Origin of the sequence: Psychrobacter sp. ASPA161_9, assembly GCF_051970275.1 — a bacterium.
Taxonomy (GTDB): domain Bacteria; phylum Pseudomonadota; class Gammaproteobacteria; order Pseudomonadales; family Moraxellaceae; genus Psychrobacter.
This window is the reverse complement of sequence record NZ_JBEFNI010000001.1, coordinates 716,186-735,249: the sequence shown is the minus strand read 5'-3', so window position 1 is coordinate 735,249 and position 19,064 is coordinate 716,186. Positions and strand designations below refer to the sequence as shown.

The following is a 19,064-nucleotide window of genomic DNA, read 5'->3' as shown; positions in this document are numbered from 1 at the left end:
TTGTCAAATCACTCATGACACATTAAGGAATAAACAATGAACTTATCTATTTATCGCCACGGATTGTTGGCTACTGCTCTTTTATTTGCTGTAACTGGCTGTACTTGGCATGTCAGTCCGGGCGCTCAGCATGGCTCTGTTAATCCTGATGATTTGGTATTCCCTGTTCAAAGTTCAGCATGGCAAAGAGAGGGCAGGATCGTTGAGCAAAATGATGTTGCAAAAATTAAAGTTGGCACGACTAAAAATGAGATTTACAAACTCATTGGTACTCCGCATTTTCAAGAAGGCTTCAATGCTCGCGAATGGGATTATATCCTTAAATTCTATGATGCCAATCAAAATGTAGAAACTTGCCGTTATAAGATTATTTTTGACGATAGCTATGAAGGCATACTGCGTAAAGACGAGTTTTATGCTACAGAAACTTACTGGCAGCCTGCATCATGCGCGAAGTATTCACAATTTACTAGATAGTCTGACTTAATTGTAAGTAGTGAAGAATAACAATAAAAATAAAAATAAAAAAAGAACAAGGCATTTAGTGTCTTGTTCTTTTTTTCTGAATATAGGGTAAGAAAATCTATTGTTTAAAAAATAGAGATTTATAAATAATTTTCTAAGCTTTAATTTTACTAAGCTCTGAAAACCAACATAAGAAAAGAGGCATCTATAACCATATTAAAGCTTATTTTCTGAAATGAAAATATCGTTGTGTTTAAATACTTCTTTCACCTATATATTTTTTCAATTTAACACCTTAAGTACCTGAGTAATAAGTCACTCTGTTATCACGTAAGAATCCAGCCAAGCCCAAGCTATAACGCTCGGCGACACGAACGGCGGTACTGGTAGGGGCGGACATACCAACTAACCAAGGTATACGACCACGAATGGATTTCTGCACCAGCTCGATTGATAAGCGTGAAGTCATAAGGACGCATTCAACCTCCGTCTTGTTGCGCAGTTGCCAGCCGATAAGTTTATCGAGCGCGTTGTGACGTCCTACATCTTCAAACAAATATAATTGTTGATTATACATCGTTGCGGCGGCATGTACGGCACCTGTCAACTGATGTGTATGTTGCATGGCATCGACTTGTTGCCGTATTTCTAATAGATAGCTAAGGCTTGGGGTATTTGCTTTGACCTGCTGCATGTCTTGACGATAAGCACTCAAGTCGGGCAGTGCCTGCGTTAGTCCAGTGATACCACACATACCGCAACCTGTACGCCCTGCGAGCTGCCGCTTTTGTGCTTGGATACGCTGATGACAGCGTTGATTTAGCACCAGCTCTACCACATAAATATCGTAATCTTGCAGTGATATTAAGCTTTGCTCAAATGCTTCAAATTCAAGACTTTCATTCATAGGGTTTTTTACATGCGAATCCTGCCCAAACGAATCTTGCGTAAACTTTTGATAACTTGCGATATCTGTAAGCTGGGTAACCTCCCAATCAAGCAGCTCATGACTGTGCTGAATTAAGCCTTCACTAAATAAGAATCCAACAGCTAAATATTCTAGCTGGTGAGGACTTGCCATCAATACCGCATAGTGAATACCGTTAATAACGATAGCAACCGCAGCTTCCACTGCTAAGCTAGCTGACTGGGAGTCAACTCTGATTTGATCAGTACTAGTCTGAGCAACACTGGTCCCAGCAATACTATGATGACCATACTTATCTGACGGATAATAATGCTTTTGCGCTAAATGATTACGCGCAAGTGGTACCGCAGATAATTCTATAGTTTCTGAAATTTTATTTGCCAATTTATTATTTACTAAGAATTGATCGCTATATTTCGCGTCAGTTTCAGCATTGCTTTCAGCTATCATGATGGCTCGTTATATCTTATGGGCATTGACATAGTTATTACCGTTTTCCTTTTAAATATATTCATAACTCAATCATTATCTCACGCTTACTATGCAGGGTCGGCTATGCCAGCGTTTGCATCAACACGTTGCAGAACAACGGTCGTTGATTTATAAGCTGGTATGTGGGAGTCTGGCGCATGCGTGTCTAAATCAAATAAATCATTACACTCAGGGTAGTAAGTTGCGACGGCGTTGGATGCGATATCCATCTCAGTCAATACTAAAGGCCCTAATGTACGTGGTTTATCTGTGCCGTCTGTAATGTTTGAGCTATTTGAGCTGGCTTGACGCGATACCACAACATGGTCACCTTCTTGCCAACCTAAACGGCTCATCTCATCAGGATGCATAAATAGCACATCACGGCGATTGGTTTGGCGATAGCGGTCTTGATAACCAAATATCATAGTATTGAATTGGTCATGGCTACGGACACTGGTCAATTGCCAGATTTTTTGCTCATTATCTTGCGTGCTATCGATATTGTTATCTTCTCTCGCATTGTCTATAAGGGCTGAGGTTGTCTCTGCCATCTGTGCTGCGACATAAGTAATCGGATATTTCGGTACTTCAAACTGTGCTTTGCCACTGTCGGTATTCCACACGCGATGGCGCGCTGGATGATATAAATGAAAGCCACGCTCAGCCGCACGAATACGCTCGTTAAAGTTCTCAAAACCATCAATCGCTTGTGCAACATAGTCACGAATGATGTCAAAGTCTTCACTCATTGCTTGCCAAGGGATAGATGAGTCAACTCCAAGCACGTGAGTAGCAATGTCTGCCACAATCTGCGCTTCCGACTTTAACGTATCGCTAACAGGTTTAAGGTTGCCCTGAGTAGGTACAATCTGACACATAGAGTCTTCGATAGTGGCAAACTGCTCACCTTTAGCGGTAATTATGCGTTCAGTACGACCTAAGCAAGGTAAGATGAGGTTATTTGCGCCCGGATACAGCATGGTCTCATTCAGCTTAGTTCCTACGAAAACATTGAGCTGAGTCGTGGTCAAGGCTTGTTGAATGGCACTGCTATCAGGCGCGGCAACGGCATAATTACCGCCCATACTCATAAAGACTTTGAGCTTACCAGCAATTAATGCTTTGGCGCCAGCCACCACATCAAAACCGTCCTCTTGCGGCATTGGACGCTCAAAAACGCGCTCAAGGCTATCAAGCAAAGCCTGTCCGGGACGTTCATGAATGCCCATGGTGCGATCGCCCTGCACATTGGAATGTCCACGCACTGGGGAAGCGCCTGCACCATCAATCCCAATCATACCCATCAATAGTAGCAAGTTGGTAATCATCGCCACATTGTCATCACCTTGCACATGCTGGGTGATGCCCATACCCCAAGTACAAATCGTCGCAGGACTGTTGGCAACCAGCTTTGCGATATTGATAATTTCTGTTTGAGCAATACCGCAACCAAGCTCGATATCCACCCATGACTGTTCTGTCAGCCACTGTTTTAATGGCTCAAAACCTGACGTATGCGTCGCAATAAAGTCGTTATTAATTTTATCGTTCTCAATCAGCCATTTTGCAATACCAGTCAACAGCGCAGTATCACCACCGATTTGAATTTGAATGACATCGTCGACCATATCATCACTTTGACCTGCCGCCATATGCGTGGGCTTTTGCGGATTTCTAAATTTACTTAAGCCTTGTTCACGCATGGGGTTTATCGAGATGATTCGACAGCCTTGCTCATGAGCATGGGCGAGCATTTCAAGCATGCGTGGGTGGTTAGTCGCAGGATTTTGCCCAAACATTAATATCAGTTTGGCTTGCTCAAAATCTTCTAACATCACCGTCGCTTTGCCAACGCCTAACTGTCTACCGAGCATTACTGAGGTTGGCTCGTGACACATGTTTGAGCAATCTGGTAAATTATTGGTGCCAAAACAGCGCACAAACAGTTGATACATAAAGGCTGGCTCGTTGGTCACACGGCCTGAAGTATAAAATAGCGCCTCGTCTGGCGAATCAAGCTGTGCTAACTGCTCAGCGATACGCTTGTAAGCAGCTTCCCAAGAAATCGGTACATAGCGGTCTTGGGTCGCATCATAATATACTGGCTCTGATAAGCGCCCACTATGTTCAAGCTCGTAGCCAGACCATCCTTGTAGCTCGGTTACCGTATGCCGTGCAAAGAATTGTGCATCTGCCTTTTTTGACATGGTTTCACTAGCGATAACTTTAATGCCGTTTTCGCAGACATCAATCATCTTATGTGATTTATGATCTGGCCAAGCGCAGCCTGGACAATCGAATCCGCCTTTAGGCTGGTTGCTTTTTAGCACACTTAAACTACCACGCAAAAAAGTCTGATAATCCATCAATTTACGAGTAGAGGAAATCAGCGCAGGCCAACCGGCAGCAGGGTGGGAATAAACAGGAATTTTGCGCATAACAGACCTCATAGGTAAATGGCAGCAAATAAGCTTTATATAACAACTATATAATGGCTAGCGAAAAGTTTGTAGAAGCATTAACTATAGATAACAAAAAACCTTCAAGAAAAGAGTGTTTTCTTGAAGGTTTATAATTTGATTGTCAACTAATACATCTCTTGCGAAAATAGCAGCCGTTGGGTTATTTAACTCAAAATCAAGCTGTCATCTTCAACTTTCTCACCGCGCGTTTGCTCAAACATATCAAGTAAGTCATGCACAGTCATATCTTTACGTATGTCACCAGCGACATCTAATACCACTTGTCCTTGATGCAGCATCACTGTACGCGTGCCATGCGCTAATGCTTGTTGCATTGAGTGCGTGACCATCATGGTAGTAAGTTCATTATCAGTCACAATTTTATCTGTTAGCTCTAAAACAAAAGCGGCAGTTTTAGGGTCAAGAGCAGCAGTATGCTCATCAAGCAATAAAATCTTAGAGGGTTGTAATGATGCCATCAGGAGGCTCACTGCTTGACGTTGCCCGCCAGATAATAACCCCATACGGTCGGTCAAACGATTTTCTAAGCCTAACTTTAGTACTGATAACTTTTCTCGGAATAGGTCACGGTTATTTGGGTTCAGTGCAAAGCTCAGACCGCGTTTACCACCGCGCTTATAGGCTAATGCCATATTTTCTTCAATGGTGAGCGCTTCACAGGTGCCAGCCATTGGATCTTGGAATACGCGAGCAACCCAATGAGCGCGTTGATGCGCTGTTTTTTTGGTGACATCGATGCCGTTTAGTAAGATTGAGCCACTATCGACACGCGTGGTACCACTTACGGCGTTTAGAAAAGTCGATTTACCTGCGCCATTAGTACCAATAACAGTCACAAATTCGCCATCAGCGATGTTTAAATTAATACCACGGAGGGCAGGGTTTTCGATAGGCGTGCCCGGGTTAAAGGTCAACCGTAAATCTGTGGCTTGCATCATAATCGTTATTCCTTATTGTCTCTTCAAGCTTATTACAGTTTTTTACCGCCTGCTTTGACTGTCATTGAACGCGAACTTTACGAGATAAAAACTTAGTTTTTGCTTTTGGCAATACCAGTGCTAATACCACAAGTAGGGCAGTAATCAAGTTCAAATCTTGCGGGCCAAAGCCAATACTACGCAGCGTATCGCTCGATAGCGCGACCTGAATAAATAGCTTATATAGTACCGCACCAACGATTACGGCAAAGGTAATCAGCCAAATACGCTTGGCAGGGATGATGGTCTCCCCAATGATGACTGCTGCTAGACCAATGACAATCGTACCGATACCGATAGAGATATCTGCGCCACCTTGGGTCTGTACAAACAGCGCCCCTGCTAAAGCAATTAGGCCGTTAGAGACGGCCATACCGATAATCGTCATCCAAGAGGTGTTAATGCCTTGCGCTTGGGCCATACGGAGGTTTGAACCAGTTGCACGCATGGATAAGCCAGTTTCAGTGCTATAGAACCAATCTAAGAATAGCTTGGCAAGCAATATGACCACACCAATGATAAGGCAACGCATCCAATAGCCATTTTCGTCATTGACCAAAGTGCTAAATACTGTGGTTTCACCTAACAACGGCAAGTTGGGCGCGCCCATGATGCGTAGGTTGACAGAATATAGCGCGACCATGACTAAGATGCTGGCAAGTAGTTGCAAGATACCAAGTTTGACGTGTAGCCATGCAGTGACGATACCAGCGACTGAACCTGCTAGCATACCAAAAGCACAGGCCAACCATGGATTGACACCAGCGACGATAGAGATGCCAGCGACGGCGCCACCTAATGGAAAACTACCATCAGCGGTCAAATCAGGAAAGTCGAGCGTACGAAATGAGATGAGCACACCAAGTGCTACTAGGCCGTAAATTAGACCGCTTTCAAGCGCACCAAAAAAAGCAATTAGAGACATAAGATATCAGTAAGTCATAACCAAGCGTTTAGTAAATAACATTCTATTTATTAACTCACAGAGTAAGTGGCTTATACCAGCGTGCTCTTATCTATAAATTTATAAGTCAATTTTAGCTAAACGGCTAAGCGGTGAATTTAACAGATTAAGCAATCTGCGGTTAGGGTAAACCAAAACATGTCACGATGAAAAGCTATCATAAGCTACCTTGGTTCAAAGCTTTGGTTCAAGATATCGCAAAATTTAAATGCTATGTTATAAGTGCTATGTAAATAATAAAGTCCTAAGCAAATACCTTGGCACTTATAAGTATTTTATAAGTAATGAGCTAAATAAAAGCATTTAAATAACCGCTACTTAATAATAGCCTTTTAAATAAGAAGCCCAGCCTACTAATTCATAGCTGGGTTTCTTATGTTAAACATTTAGCTTCATCGCATAAAGGTAGCTGGCGGCTGACACGCAATCTATCAAACTCGGTATCTATATTATGATTGCTATGATGAGCCAACTATAAAAGTGCGTTATTCTACCACTTCTTTTGCTTTATCGATAACCGCTTGTGGCAAAGTAATGCCTTGTTCTTTGGCATGGTTTGGACTGACATATAAATCAAGCATTTGCGGCGTATAAACAGGAATGGCGCCGGCTTCTTCACCGTTTAGAATGCGTACAACGATTTTACCAGTTTCGCGGCCAAGATCGTAATAGTTTACGCCTAAGGCAGCAATGGCACCGCGCTCAACTGAACTGGTATCTGAGGCAATCAGTGGGATTTTGCTCTCTTTAGCGACTTGATATAGTGATTCGTAGGCCGATACGACGTTGTTATCGGTTGAGGTATAGATCATATCAACCTTACCTTCGAGGCTACGGGCGGCCATCGCAATATCAGTGCTACGCTGGGCAGGCGCTTCGAGTACGTTGATACCTAGTGGTGTCAGTTTTTCTTTTAAGTTTTTCAAGATAATCGTTGAGTTGACTTCGCCTGGGCTATAAACATAACCGACATTTTTTAAGCTAGGAATGATTTGACGCATCAATTCAATTTGTGGCTCATAAGGTAGTGCATCAGAGCCACCAGTGACATTGGTGCCAGAGCCATCTAGTTTTGTGACTAGTTTGGCTGCGACTGGGTCAGTGACTGCTGAAAATACTAGTGGGATACTGCTAGTCGCAGCAGCTACTGACTGCGCTGATGGAGTGCCGATCGCGATGATAACGTCTGCATTGTCTGCAACGAATTGCTTGGCAATCTGTCCCGCCGTGGCAGTATTGCCCTGTGCACTTTGGAAGTTGACCGTTAAGTTTTCACCGTCTTTAAAGCCGGCATCATTTAGCTCATCGATGACACCTTTACGGACATCATCTAGCGCTGGATGTTCTACAATAGCAGTGATAGCGACCGTCTTCATAGCTACTGCGGCATCGCCAGTAGCAGCCGCGTCAGTAGTGCTAGTATCTTGTGCTGACTGATTACAACCAGTCAAGATAGCAGTACAAACGCCGCCTAATAATAGCGCTTTACTAAAATTGAAATGACCAAAACGATTTTGATACAACATGGGTCTTACTCCTAAAATAATAGTGTGTCCATACACTATATAAATAATTAACGTGCTAATTAATAGCCTACTACTTTCTATTTGGTATTGGTATCAGTATCAACGTTAATGGCATTCTTCAACAAATCTGCTGGCAAGCTGACACCTTGCTCAGCCGCGTGCTTCGGACTTGCATACAAGGTTAATTTATTCATGACTTCAGGCTTAATGGTATTGACAGCCTCGCCATTTAACACGCGATAAACCATTTTTCCAGTGGTACGGCCAAAGTCATAATCGTTGACACCTAGCGCAGCAGTGGCACCGCGTCTTACACTAAACTCGTCCGAGGCAATGACTGGAATATCAAGCTCGTTAGCGGCACCTGCCATTGCTTCAAATCCTGACACAACGTTATTATCTAACGAGGTATAAATGACATCGACGCGACCAGCAAGACTACGAGTCGCCATAGCAACGTCAGTTGGACGGTTGGCTGTCACATCTAATATTTTGAGTCCACGCGCTGGCGCGAGTTTTTTAAGCTGATTGAGCACTACTACAGAGTTAATCTCACCTGGGCTATAGACGTAGCCAATGGTTTTTGCATTGGGTACAATTTTTTGAATATTGTCTAACTGCGGCGCAATAGGTAACTCGCTTGATAGGCCTGTCACATTAGATTGGATAGGTACGTTATTTTCGTTAATAAGCTTCGCTGCAATAGGGTCTGAGATAGCAGTATAAATAACCGGAACGGTTTTGGTTGAGGCAACAATGGATTGGGCAGATGGCGTTGAAATGGCGACGATCGCGTCTGGATTGTCTCCTGCAAACTGCTTGGCAATCTGTCCTGCTGTCGCTGTATTACCTTGGGCACTTTGGAAGTTGATAGTTAGATTTTGGCCTTCAACATAACCATTATCAGCCAGCTCATCAATGATACCGCGGCGCATCTCATCTAACGATGGGTGTTCAACGATTTGAGTAATGGCCAACGTTTTAGCGGGTTTGTCAGTATCAGCGGCTGCACTTTCATCAGTCGTTGCAGCAGTATCGGTAGAATTTGAGCAGCCAATTAATCCAAGGGTGGCGCTAATAGCAGCGCCATATAGGCTTAAGCGTAAAGTAGAAGCAATAGTCATTATTAGGTTAACTCATAAGTTATATCAATCGTAAAAACCAAGTTAACATTATCAGAATCGCTATGTCTACTCATGGTAGTACTTGCATTCGTCTTCGTTATATTTGGTTTTAAAGATGATACTGGAAAATGCAGGTTAGCCGAGTCAATGCTATGTTGATGCCAAAATAGCAGGCTAACAATAAGGTAATCGTTCCGTCGATCATTATGTTCATATTATGACAGTAATGTAAGTTATCGCAATAAAAAATTAAGGCGTATTCGTCATAGCTGTGATTGAGTCATGTATTGATGGTTTTATTAACCTATATACTATAAAAAACGACATAAAAAAAGACGCCACTAAGGACATCTTTTTTTATGTCAATGCTGAATGGAGCAGTTAAGCTAAAGTATCACCAACCACGCAATCATCAGGCAGGGTAACAACTGTTAGACCTGTCTTTGGATCGCCAGTCGATAACACCATGCCTTCCGAGATACCAAATTTCATCTTACGTGGTGCAAGATTAGTGACGCAAATCACCTTTTTATTAAGTAATTGCTCAGGCTCATAAAATTTACGGATACCGCTAAACACATTGCGCGGCTTGTCTTCGCCAACGTCTAAGGTGAATTGCAGAAGCTTATCTGCGCCTTCGACATGGTTACACTCTAAGACGTGTGCGACTTTCATCTCAACTTTGGCAAAGTCTTCGATACCAATATAGTCAGCTTGCTCAGTACTTATATCAGTATCTGTTTCTGGTTGGATGTTTTTAGCGTCTGGTTTATTATCTTCGCTAGCAACTGGAGTAGCAGTTTGAGCTAATGACTCTTTTGACGCTTCAACCATCGCTGCAACGTCTTTTTCTTCGATACGCTGCATTAAAGGTTTAAATTTATTGATTTTATGACCAAGCAACCATTGGTTACGGCTAGCGAAACTCAAGTCATCAATGTTTAAAAATTCTTTGGCATTGGCAGTCAGCTCAGGTAATACTGGCGCTAGATAAACCATCAATTGACGGAAGATATTAATCGCAACCGAGCAAACGTCTTGAACTTCTTGCTCAGTGCCTTCTTGCTTGGCAAGCGACCATGGTTTTTTCTCGTCAATATACTCGTTGGCCTTATCTGCACATTGCATGATTAAACGCATAGCGCGCGAGAATTCGCGATTCTCATAAGCAGCAGCAATTTCATCACCAGTTTTGGTAATATCTTCTAGAAGCATTGACTCTACGCAAACGTCCGACAGCATACCGTCATATTTCTTCACTAAGAAACCAGCGCTACGACTGGCAATATTAACGACCTTACCAACCAAGTCAGAGTTGACCTTTTGCATAAAGTCTTCTAAATCAAGGTTAATGTCCTCGACTTTGTCAGACAGTTTGCTAGCAAAATAATAACGCAAGTATTCAGGGTGTAAATGATCAGCGTAAGTTTCGGCTTTAATAAAGGTGCCACGTGACTTACTCATTTTTTCACCATTAACCATCAAGAAGCCATGGGCAAAGACACCAGTCGGCGTACGGAATTCACTGCCGGCAAGCATGGCTGGCCAAAATAACGCATGGAAATAAACGATGTCTTTACCAATGAAATGATAAACCTCGGTCTTATGCTCGTTTTCTTGCATCCAATAACGGTCAAAATCAAGCGCTTTATCTGTACCTGCACGCTTATCACATAAGTTTTTAAAGCTTGCCATGTAACCGACTGGCGCATCTAGCCATACATAAAAATATTTGTCTGGCTCGTCGCTTGGGGTATCTGGAATTTGGAAACCAAAATATGGCGCATCGCGTGAGATATCCCAGCTGGTCAGGCCAGCGTCAAACCATTCTTGCAGTTTATTAGCAACCGATGTTTGCAAGCGATTATCACTACGCGTCCAATCCTTTAAGAATTGCTCAAACTCAGGTAAATCAAAGAAATAATGCTTAGAGGTTTTTAGGACAGGTGTGGCGTCAGACAACGTCGAGTAAGGATCTTTAAGATCTGTTGCATCATACGTTGTGCCGCACACTTCACAGTTATCGCCATATTGATCAAGCGCACCGCATTCAGGGCAAGTGCCTTTGACAAAACGATCCGCTAAAAACAATTGCTTTTCAGGATCAAATAATTGCTCAACGTCTTTGGTACTGATATGTCCAGCGCTATCAAGACGACGATAAATCAGCTCGGAAAAATGCTTGTTTTCTTCTGAATGCGTGGAGTGATAATTGTCAAAGTTAATCAAAAATTTAGCAAAGTCCGCTTCATGCGAGGCTTTAACTGAGGCAATTTGCTCTTCTGGCGTGATGCCATTAGCTTCTGCTTTGAGCATGATCGCCGTACCATGTGCATCATCCGCGCAGACATAAGTGACCTGATGGCCTTGTGCCTTCATCGCACGCGCCCAAATATCAGTCTGAATATATTCTACAAGATGCCCCAAATGGATATAGCCATTGGCGTAGGGCAGCGCACTGGTTACTAGAATCTCACGCACTTTCATCACCTATACTTTATATAAACGGGTTGGTTATCAAACGTCGCAAGCAGTTTATGGCGAGCAGACGCGATACTATTAATATCAAACTATCAATACTAAAACTTCTAAAAATGAAAATTCAAAAAGTGCGCCTATGATACCGTAAATCGGTCAAATTTGTGACATTACCATACTAATTAATACAGTAATTAATGTGATAACCAATACGGTAACCAATATGGTAGTTAGCTCCGTATGGTACATAAATGGTCGCTCATTTATTAGATATAAATAATACGCCCTAGCTTTGCTCGTTATAAAGTTATTATTAAAAAACCCACCAAGCAATTTGCCAAGTGGGTTTTGAATTTACACATTAAAACTCATTCATATTCAAAGCTCAAGAAACCGCTTAAAGCTTAAACGGTTTCTAAAATGAGCCAAACATCGTCCCTAAGATGATAACAGCGACCACAGCGATGAGTGGAATAATCATCGTGACCATCGCAAGATTCAGGTATGACTGCTTATGGGTCAAGCCACAAATCGCAAACAACGTGATGACCGCGCCACTGTGTGGAAGAGTATCAAGCCCGCCCGCTGCCATAACCGCCACGCGGTGCATAAGCTCTGGATCAATACCAGCTGCGACCGCCATTCTCAGGTAATCTTCGCCCAACGTCGATAGAGCGATACTCAAACCACCTGATGATGAGCCCGTAATACCAGCAAGCGTGGTCATAGCAACGGCTTCTGAGATTAGTGGGTTATCAGGATTTAGGTTTAAGATACTGTCACGAATGATAAGGAAGCCTGCAAGTGAAGCGATAACCGCACCGTAGCCAACTTCCGATGCGGTGTTAAAAATCGGCAACATCGAATCATAAGTACCACGGTTGATGGTTTTTTGTAGATTGTTCCAATGACCGATACGCAGCAAAATCAAAACAATACAGGCAACGACTAACGAGATAATAATCGACCATAGACCGAGTGAGCCGGCGATATTTAAATCCGGAAACTGAGCTTGTAAGCTGCTAAAGTCTATCGAAGGGAAAATAGCATAAGTTAATAAAGCGTTTAAAGCGATGACTAATACCAGCGGAATCATAGCAACCGTAAAGGAGGTGTGATGAGTATTTAGCACTTCGGCTTCTTTTTTTGCTGCACCAACGCCGCCTACATCCTCTTCGTCATGCTGACCGTAGCCTTCACCTGCCGCATTGGCTTTTCTAGCCCGTGACTGTAGCCATAACCAACCACAAATAAACATGATAGTACCGCCGATAATACCTAGGATAGGCGCGGCAAATACGTTGGTATTATAATAAGGAATTGGAATGGCATTCTGAATGGCTGGCGTGCCCGGCAATGCGGTCATCGTAAAGGTAAATGAGCCTAAGGCAATCGCTGCTGGAATCAAGCGCTTAGGAATATCAGCGGCTTTGAATAAGTCTTTGGCGATTGGATAGATAGCAAACGCTACGACAAATAACGATACACCACCATAGGTTAAGATAGCACAGACTAAGATGACTGCTAGAATGGCTTTGCTGGCACCAAGCTTTTCGACCACGGTATTGGCAATTGCTGTCGCCGCTCCAGAGTCTGCCATCAAACGACCAAACAATGCACCTAACAAGAAAATAGGGAAGAATTTGAGTAAGAATCCACTCAAAGCACCCATAAAGACATCGGTATAGGCAGGAATACTACTTAAAAAATCCCCTGATAGGAATACAGCTAATATCGCCATAATCGGTGCCAAAATCAGCACTGAATAACCGCGATAAGCAAAGAACATTAATAGAAATAAAGTAATAACAATAGCAAGTGTGCTAAACATGATCGCCCTCCTTGGCAAAATTCAGTCAGCGATTATGCAGTGCTTGCTAGTAGAGGTCAACACAAGATATCAAATACTTAGTAATAGATTATATTTAGTATGCATCTGTACTGATATGATTATGACCTATAATATTTTTATTCACACTACCAATCGCAACCTCTATAATCTTAAAGTTATTCTCTAGTCGCTATGAGAATAATATGTTAAGTTAGCATAAGTATCGCATATATGATATATCGATATAAATTGTATTATTATGGTTGTACTTGTATTGAGTGCTATGGATAAACTACCATATTTAACAAGCAGTAATCTACTAACAATAAGTTTGAACCATAAACATTAAATCGACAAGGAATGTGGATATGTTTAGTGCTATTACCAATGCGAGCGTACAACTGGTAAATCGGTATTTACCATCCCCCTTTGTATTCTCTATTGTTTTAACGCTCATTGCTTTTGTCGTTGGACTCGCTATTACGGGCCAAAACGTAATAGCAATGGCAGGACATTGGGGCAATGGGCTGTGGTCACTACATAGCTTTGCCATGCAAATGGCGCTCATACTAGTGACAGGCTATGCGTTTGCTAGTGCGCCATTCATTCAGCGTCTACTGGATAATATTGCCAGTCGTATTCATTCCCCTTCGACCGCTATCATAGTATCAACCTTGGTGGGTCTGGTTGGTTCATGGATAAACTGGGGTTTTGGTCTAATTATTGGCGCTATCTTTGCCAAGTCACTCGCAAAAAAAGTAGCTAATGTCGATTACCCCTTATTGGTAGCGGCCGCATATTCAGGGTTTGTTATCTGGCATGGAGGCTTTTCAGGGTCGATACCGTTAACGTTAAGCTCAGGCGGTGACACCTTGCTCACGCTATCGGGCAATGCAATAACCGAAGCAGTGCCTTTATCACAAACCGTGTTTGCCGGATACAACTTACTCATTGTTGGCTTGTTAGTAATAATCTTGCCTCTGTTAAATCGCTTTATGCACCCAAAAAATCCTACCGTTATTGACCCTAAGCTCATTAAAAAAGAAGCTTATGTGTCGCCTCGCCGAGATACCCCAGCGCAAAGATTAGATGACAGCCGTATTATCGCTGTCATTCTGCTGGCGTTAGCTTTGATGTACTATATTAGTGAGTTTGGCAGCAATGGTTTTAATCTAGGATTAAATATAGTTATTGGGCTATTCTTGTTTATAGGATTGTTATCGCATGGCACCCTAGAGCGTTACTATCGCGCAGTAAACTCAGGTATAGGCGGCATCACCGGCATTGTATTACTGTTTCCGTTTTACGGTGGCATCATGGGTATCATGACCGGAGCAAACGCTGACGGCATCTCTATTAGTACGCAAGTTACCGAATTCTTCGTCAATTCCGCTTCAGCAGACAGCTTTCCTATTTTTGCATTTCTAAGCGCAGGTTTGGTCAACGTCTTTGTACCATCGGGCGGCGGTCAGTTTGCTGTACAAGGGCCTGTCATGATACCTGCTGGTGTCGAGCTTGGTGTCAAACCAGCAGTCACGGCAATGGCGATTGCGTGGGGCGATGCGTGGACGAATATGATTCAGCCATTTTGGGCATTACCGTTATTAGGTATTGCCGGCTTAGATGCTCGAGCTATCATGGGCTACTGTCTGATAGTGCTTGCAGTATCAGGGGCAATTATTATGGGTGTGTTTTGGTTAGTGGTATAACTGGTATGGCGTGTAAATGAATACAGAAGGTAATAAAAACAACAAACTTAATGAAACGATTCAAAGGCAACAATAGAACGGATACATAATAAAGTTAAACCATTATTAATCTATGGGTTAATTAAAAAATCATAAACGATAATTATAGGAGACAACCATGAGTCAATCAAAAGTATATAGTAGTGCAGAAGAAGCGTTAAAAGGTATTGTAAGTGATGGTCAAACCCTCGCAATCGGCGGTTTTGGTCTGTGTGGTATTCCTGAAGCTTTAATCGAAGCATTGCGTGATAGCGGCGTTAAAGATTTAACCTGTATCAGTAATAACGCGGGTGTTGATGACTTTGGCTTAGGATTACTATTACAAACTCGTCAAATCAAAAAAATGATCTCATCTTATGTCGGTGAAAATAAAGAGTTTGAGCGTCAATACCTAGCTGGCGAGTTAGAAGTTGAATTGACCCCGCAAGGTACATTGGCTGAAAAGCTACGTTCGGGTGGCGCTGGTATTCCTGCGTTCTATACTGCAACTGGCGTCGGCACACTCGTCGCGGAAGGTAAAGAGACGCGTGATTTTGATGGTCGCACATATGTGCTTGAACATACATTGCGTGCTGATGTGTCATTAATCAAAGCGCAAAAAGCAGATAAATCGGGTAACTTAATGTTCAACAAAACCGCCCGTAACTTCAATCCAGACTGTGCAATGGCTGGCAAAATTACCATTGTCGAAGTAGAGGAAATCGTAGAGACTGGCACGTTCGATCCTGATGAAGTGCATCTGCCTGGTATCTTTGTGCAGCGTATTGTATTAAACAGCAACCCTGAAAAACGTATCGAAAAAACGACAACTAAAGCAGTTGAAAACGCTTAAATAAAGAGTCTGTCAAAATATTTTTTAACTTTTTAGATTAATGATAATAGAACATTGTAAAAAATAAGGAAATTACCATGGCATGGACAAGAGAGCAGATGGCGCAGCGCGCTGCGAAAGAATTACAAGACGGTTATTATGTGAACTTAGGAATTGGTCTACCAACTCTAGTGGCTAACTATATTCCTGAAGGCATGGATGTTTGGCTACAGTCAGAAAACGGTCTGTTAGGTATTGGTGAGTTTCCAACCGCTGAAAACGTAGATGCTGACTTGATTAATGCAGGTAAACAAACGGTGACAGCAGAGCCGGGTGCCAGTTATTTTGCTAGCTCAGAGTCATTTGCCATGATTCGTGGCGGTCATGTCAATTTGGCAATATTGGGCGCGATGGAAGTCTCGGAGCAGGGCGACCTTGCCAACTGGATGATTCCTAAAAAGATGGTCAAAGGCATGGGCGGTGCCATGGATCTAGTTGCAGGCGTGCAACGCGTGATTGTATTAATGGAACAAGTTAATAAACACGGCGATCCAAAAATTCTTGCCAATTGTGAGCTGCCATTAACCGGCAAAGGCGTAGTGGATCGTATCATCACTGAGCTTGCCGTATTAGATGTCACTGACAATGGTTTGAAGTTGGTTGAGCTTGCAGATGGCGTTAGCTTTGAAGAACTACAAGAAAAGACGCCAGTGAGCATTGCTCAATAAGCATGTTGCATACATATATCTTGCACAGGCATTAAAACAAGCTATTTGATAAAGGAATATAAAATATGGCGACTCAATTACAACAAGATTTGACAGGTAAGGTAGCTTTAGTCACAGGCTCTGCAAGTGGTATCGGACGTGATATCGCTGAGACTTATGCCAAAGCAGGGGCAGCGGTTGGTATTGCAGATATTAATCTTGAAGCGGCGCAGCAAACGGTCGATGCTATTGAGGCTGCTGGTGGACGCGCACTGGCGATTGCTATGGATGTGACATCAGAGGATGCCGTAAATGATGGCGTGCAACAGCTAGTTGATACTTTTGGCGGTATTGACATTCTCGTCTCCAATGCCGGTATTCAGATTATTGATCCGATTAATAAAATGGCATTTGATGATTGGAAAAAGATGCTCGCCATTCATTTAGATGGTGCATTTCTGACTACCAAAGCTGCCGTACAGCATATGTATAAAGACGATAAAGGTGGTACGGTCATTTATATGGGTTCAGTACACTCGCATGAAGCCTCACTTTACAAAGCACCTTATGTGACTGCTAAACACGGCTTGCTTGGATTGTGCCGTGTGTTAGCCAAAGAAGGCGCTGAGCACAATGTACGCTCACATGTGATTTGCCCAGGATTTGTTAAAACGCCGTTAGTCGAAAAACAAATCCCGCAACAAGCGGCAGAAAAAGGCATCAGTGAAGAGTCGGTGGTTAATGACATTATGCTGGTCAATACAGTCGATAAAGAATTTACCACCGTTGATGATATTGCTCAATTAGCGCTATTTTTAGCAGCGTTCCCAAGCAATGTGTTTACAGGGCAGTCTATCGTTGCCAGTCATGGTTGGTTTATGAATTAAACAGGTTTGATTGATATTTTATTAGTTTAGTATTCATTAGCTTGCTAATAAAAGACCAATCCATTAGCATCTAGTTTCTATTAATTTGAGCCAATAATATTGGCTCTTTTTTATGAGCTTTTGCTGCACCGTTTTGGGACGCACGGAGTAAAAATAATGAATAATAAAGATTTTGCCGAAACTTTTGCAGCGAAATTAGGCCGTGCCATCGAACAACAGCAATTCGAACAAGCGATTAATCAAGTACAAGATTTGCGACCTATTGATATCGCTGATGTGCTCGCACTCATGGAGTCCGAACTTGCTTGGCAGCTATTAGAGCGCTTATCTAATCGTTCTACCATTTTTTCTTATCTAGAACCTGATGTTCAGGTCGCTATGGCACATGAGTTTCCTCGAGATAGCATGGCGATATTAGTAGGGGAGATGCCCGCTGATGAACGCACCGATTTATATAAGCATCTAAATCAAGATCAGCGCGACGCTTTACTACCAGCACTAGCGCAAGCAAAGCGTGAAGATATTCGCAGACTATCTGCCTATGAGGAGCGCACTGCTGGCGCCTTAATGACGTCTGATTATGCTACTTTAGCTGCTCGGATGACAGTAACTGAGGCATTGGATGCGCTACGACTGGAAGCCCCCGATGCTGAGACCATCTACCATGCTTATGTGATTGATGATGAACGTAAGTTGTTAGGAGTTGTGTCGTTACGAGTACTAATTTTAGCGTCTCCTGAACAGTTAATTAATGACATTATGATGAGCACTGTGGTGTCTTGTAATGTGAACGACGATCAAGAGGACGTCGCCAAAGTAGTGGCTCGTTATGACTTGATTGCACTGCCAATTACTGATGACAGTGGTGCCTTGGTAGGCATTGTCACCCATGATGATGCGATGGATGTCGCTAGTGATGAGGCAACTGATGACTTTCATAAGTCAGGCGGTGTCACGACTATGGTTGGTAGGCTCAAAGATGTCAGCGTTAGAGTACTGTATCGTAAGCGCGTGTTTTGGCTGGTGTTTTTAGTATTTGGCAACTTGCTTTCGGGCTTTAGTATTGCCAATTTTGAAGAGGTAATTGCGGCCAACTTAGTGCTGGTGTTTTTCTTACCACTCCTAGTCGATAGTGGCGGTAACGCTGGTTCTCAGTCTGCCACCTTGATGGTGCGTGCGCTAGCGACGGGCGATGTCGTCATGCGAGATTGGCTCTCGCTATTGGGACGAGAAGCTGTAGTCGCGCTAATGCTAGGCGCTACTATGGCAGTTGCTATCTCTATCATTGGTTATGTGCGCGGCGATGCGGTAGTATCTTTGGTGCTCGCGCTTAGTATGATGTCCGTGGTTATGATTGGCTGTGTGATTGGAATGAGCTTACCTTTTGTATTAAATAAAATAGGTCTTGACCCTGCCACTGCGAGCGCACCTTTAATAACCTCAGTATGTGATGCCTCAGGCGTGCTGATTTACCTGTTTATTGCTTCTCAGTTTTTATCTATATAACTTTAATGATAGTCAATTTAATTCAGAAATACACAACGCTGCTGGGATATTTTATTTTAAAAACTAAGTCGTGTAGCCTCTGTCAGTGCCATGGTCGAATGTTAAACACTCCCTAGTCGCACGCCAAAAAGTTTTATACCTTTTTTTATTTTGAA

General features: G+C 42.8%; 14 protein-coding genes. 6 read left to right on the top strand and 8 right to left on the bottom strand.

Annotated features, from left to right (window positions below; translation table 11 throughout):
- The first annotated feature begins 36 nt into the window (after positions 1–36).
- Positions 37–477 carry an outer membrane protein assembly factor BamE gene (locus ACTQ9S_RS02780; RefSeq protein WP_440453637.1) on the top strand — a complete coding sequence of 147 codons (441 nt, stop codon included), beginning with the start codon at positions 37–39 and terminating at the stop codon, positions 475–477.
- 283 nt (positions 478–760) lie between these two features.
- Here the strand turns inward: ACTQ9S_RS02780 and ACTQ9S_RS02775 are convergent, their stop codons facing one another.
- The 8 genes from ACTQ9S_RS02775 to ACTQ9S_RS02740 form a co-directional block, all read right to left on the bottom strand.
- Positions 761–1,843: a formate dehydrogenase accessory sulfurtransferase FdhD gene (locus ACTQ9S_RS02775; RefSeq protein WP_440453635.1), complete on the bottom strand. Its 1,083-nt coding sequence runs from the start codon at positions 1,841–1,843 to the stop codon at positions 761–763.
- 89 nt (positions 1,844–1,932) lie between these two features.
- Positions 1,933–4,305, bottom strand: coding sequence for an FdhF/YdeP family oxidoreductase (locus ACTQ9S_RS02770; RefSeq protein ID WP_440453634.1), 2,373 nt, complete (start codon positions 4,303–4,305; stop codon positions 1,933–1,935).
- A gap of 188 nt (positions 4,306–4,493) precedes the next feature.
- Positions 4,494–5,288, bottom strand: coding sequence for an ABC transporter ATP-binding protein (locus tag ACTQ9S_RS02765; RefSeq protein WP_440453632.1), 795 nt, complete (start codon positions 5,286–5,288; stop codon positions 4,494–4,496).
- 61 nt (positions 5,289–5,349) lie between these two features.
- Positions 5,350–6,252 (bottom strand): ABC transporter permease, encoded by a 903-nt coding sequence (locus ACTQ9S_RS02760; protein ID WP_068036528.1) that lies wholly within the window; start codon positions 6,250–6,252, stop codon positions 5,350–5,352.
- A gap of 524 nt (positions 6,253–6,776) precedes the next feature.
- Complete coding sequence (locus ACTQ9S_RS02755) at positions 6,777–7,817, bottom strand: ABC transporter substrate-binding protein (RefSeq protein WP_068036527.1); 1,041 nt, start codon at positions 7,815–7,817, stop codon at positions 6,777–6,779.
- A gap of 77 nt (positions 7,818–7,894) precedes the next feature.
- A complete protein-coding gene (locus ACTQ9S_RS02750) occupies positions 7,895–8,941 on the bottom strand; it encodes an ABC transporter substrate-binding protein (protein ID WP_440453631.1) in 1,047 nt (348 codons plus the stop codon).
- 381 nt (positions 8,942–9,322) lie between these two features.
- A complete protein-coding gene (gene metG / locus ACTQ9S_RS02745; protein ID WP_350657036.1) occupies positions 9,323–11,428 on the bottom strand; it encodes a methionine--tRNA ligase in 2,106 nt (701 codons plus the stop codon).
- 406 nt (positions 11,429–11,834) lie between these two features.
- Positions 11,835–13,250, bottom strand: a complete 1,416-nt coding sequence (locus tag ACTQ9S_RS02740; protein WP_068036523.1) for a GntP family permease — start codon at positions 13,248–13,250, stop codon at positions 11,835–11,837.
- A 368-nt stretch (positions 13,251–13,618) separates the two neighbouring features.
- On the opposite strand from ACTQ9S_RS02740, the gene ACTQ9S_RS02735 reads away from it, so the two are divergent.
- The 5 genes from ACTQ9S_RS02735 (at position 13,619) to mgtE (ending at position 18,909) form a co-directional block, all read left to right on the top strand.
- Positions 13,619–14,959: a short-chain fatty acid transporter gene (locus tag ACTQ9S_RS02735; protein ID WP_440453629.1), complete on the top strand. Its 1,341-nt coding sequence runs from the start codon at positions 13,619–13,621 to the stop codon at positions 14,957–14,959.
- A gap of 157 nt (positions 14,960–15,116) precedes the next feature.
- Positions 15,117–15,830, top strand: a complete 714-nt coding sequence (locus ACTQ9S_RS02730; protein WP_068036521.1) for a CoA transferase subunit A — start codon at positions 15,117–15,119, stop codon at positions 15,828–15,830.
- A 77-nt stretch (positions 15,831–15,907) separates the two neighbouring features.
- Positions 15,908–16,537 (top strand): CoA transferase subunit B, encoded by a 630-nt coding sequence (locus tag ACTQ9S_RS02725; protein ID WP_440453627.1) that lies wholly within the window; start codon positions 15,908–15,910, stop codon positions 16,535–16,537.
- A 65-nt stretch (positions 16,538–16,602) separates the two neighbouring features.
- Complete coding sequence (locus ACTQ9S_RS02720; protein ID WP_068036519.1) at positions 16,603–17,403, top strand: 3-hydroxybutyrate dehydrogenase; 801 nt, start codon at positions 16,603–16,605, stop codon at positions 17,401–17,403.
- Positions 17,404–17,559: 156 nt separating this feature from the next.
- Positions 17,560–18,909 carry a magnesium transporter gene (mgtE, locus tag ACTQ9S_RS02715; protein WP_068036518.1) on the top strand — a complete coding sequence of 450 codons (1,350 nt, stop codon included), beginning with the start codon at positions 17,560–17,562 and terminating at the stop codon, positions 18,907–18,909.
- The last annotated feature ends 155 nt before the right edge of the window (positions 18,910–19,064 follow it).

Bases quoted from the DNA above. Each gene is read 5' to 3' on its own strand.
- ACTQ9S_RS02780 (WP_440453637.1), top strand. From the start codon at position 37: ATGAACTTATCTATTTATCGCCACGGATTGTTGGCTACTGCTCTTTTA.
- ACTQ9S_RS02775 (WP_440453635.1), bottom strand. From the start codon at position 1,843: ATGATAGCTGAAAGCAATGCTGAAACTGACGCGAAATATAGCGATCAA.
- ACTQ9S_RS02770 (WP_440453634.1), bottom strand. From the start codon at position 4,305: ATGCGCAAAATTCCTGTTTATTCCCACCCTGCTGCCGGTTGGCCTGCG.
- ACTQ9S_RS02765 (WP_440453632.1), bottom strand. From the start codon at position 5,288: ATGATGCAAGCCACAGATTTACGGTTGACCTTTAACCCGGGCACGCCT.
- ACTQ9S_RS02760 (WP_068036528.1), bottom strand. From the start codon at position 6,252: ATGTCTCTAATTGCTTTTTTTGGTGCGCTTGAAAGCGGTCTAATTTAC.
- ACTQ9S_RS02755 (WP_068036527.1), bottom strand. From the start codon at position 7,817: ATGTTGTATCAAAATCGTTTTGGTCATTTCAATTTTAGTAAAGCGCTA.
- ACTQ9S_RS02750 (WP_440453631.1), bottom strand. From the start codon at position 8,941: ATGACTATTGCTTCTACTTTACGCTTAAGCCTATATGGCGCTGCTATT.
- metG (WP_350657036.1), bottom strand. From the start codon at position 11,428: ATGAAAGTGCGTGAGATTCTAGTAACCAGTGCGCTGCCCTACGCCAAT.
- ACTQ9S_RS02740 (WP_068036523.1), bottom strand. From the start codon at position 13,250: ATGTTTAGCACACTTGCTATTGTTATTACTTTATTTCTATTAATGTTC.
- ACTQ9S_RS02735 (WP_440453629.1), top strand. From the start codon at position 13,619: ATGTTTAGTGCTATTACCAATGCGAGCGTACAACTGGTAAATCGGTAT.
- ACTQ9S_RS02730 (WP_068036521.1), top strand. From the start codon at position 15,117: ATGAGTCAATCAAAAGTATATAGTAGTGCAGAAGAAGCGTTAAAAGGT.
- ACTQ9S_RS02725 (WP_440453627.1), top strand. From the start codon at position 15,908: ATGGCATGGACAAGAGAGCAGATGGCGCAGCGCGCTGCGAAAGAATTA.
- ACTQ9S_RS02720 (WP_068036519.1), top strand. From the start codon at position 16,603: ATGGCGACTCAATTACAACAAGATTTGACAGGTAAGGTAGCTTTAGTC.
- mgtE (WP_068036518.1), top strand. From the start codon at position 17,560: ATGAATAATAAAGATTTTGCCGAAACTTTTGCAGCGAAATTAGGCCGT.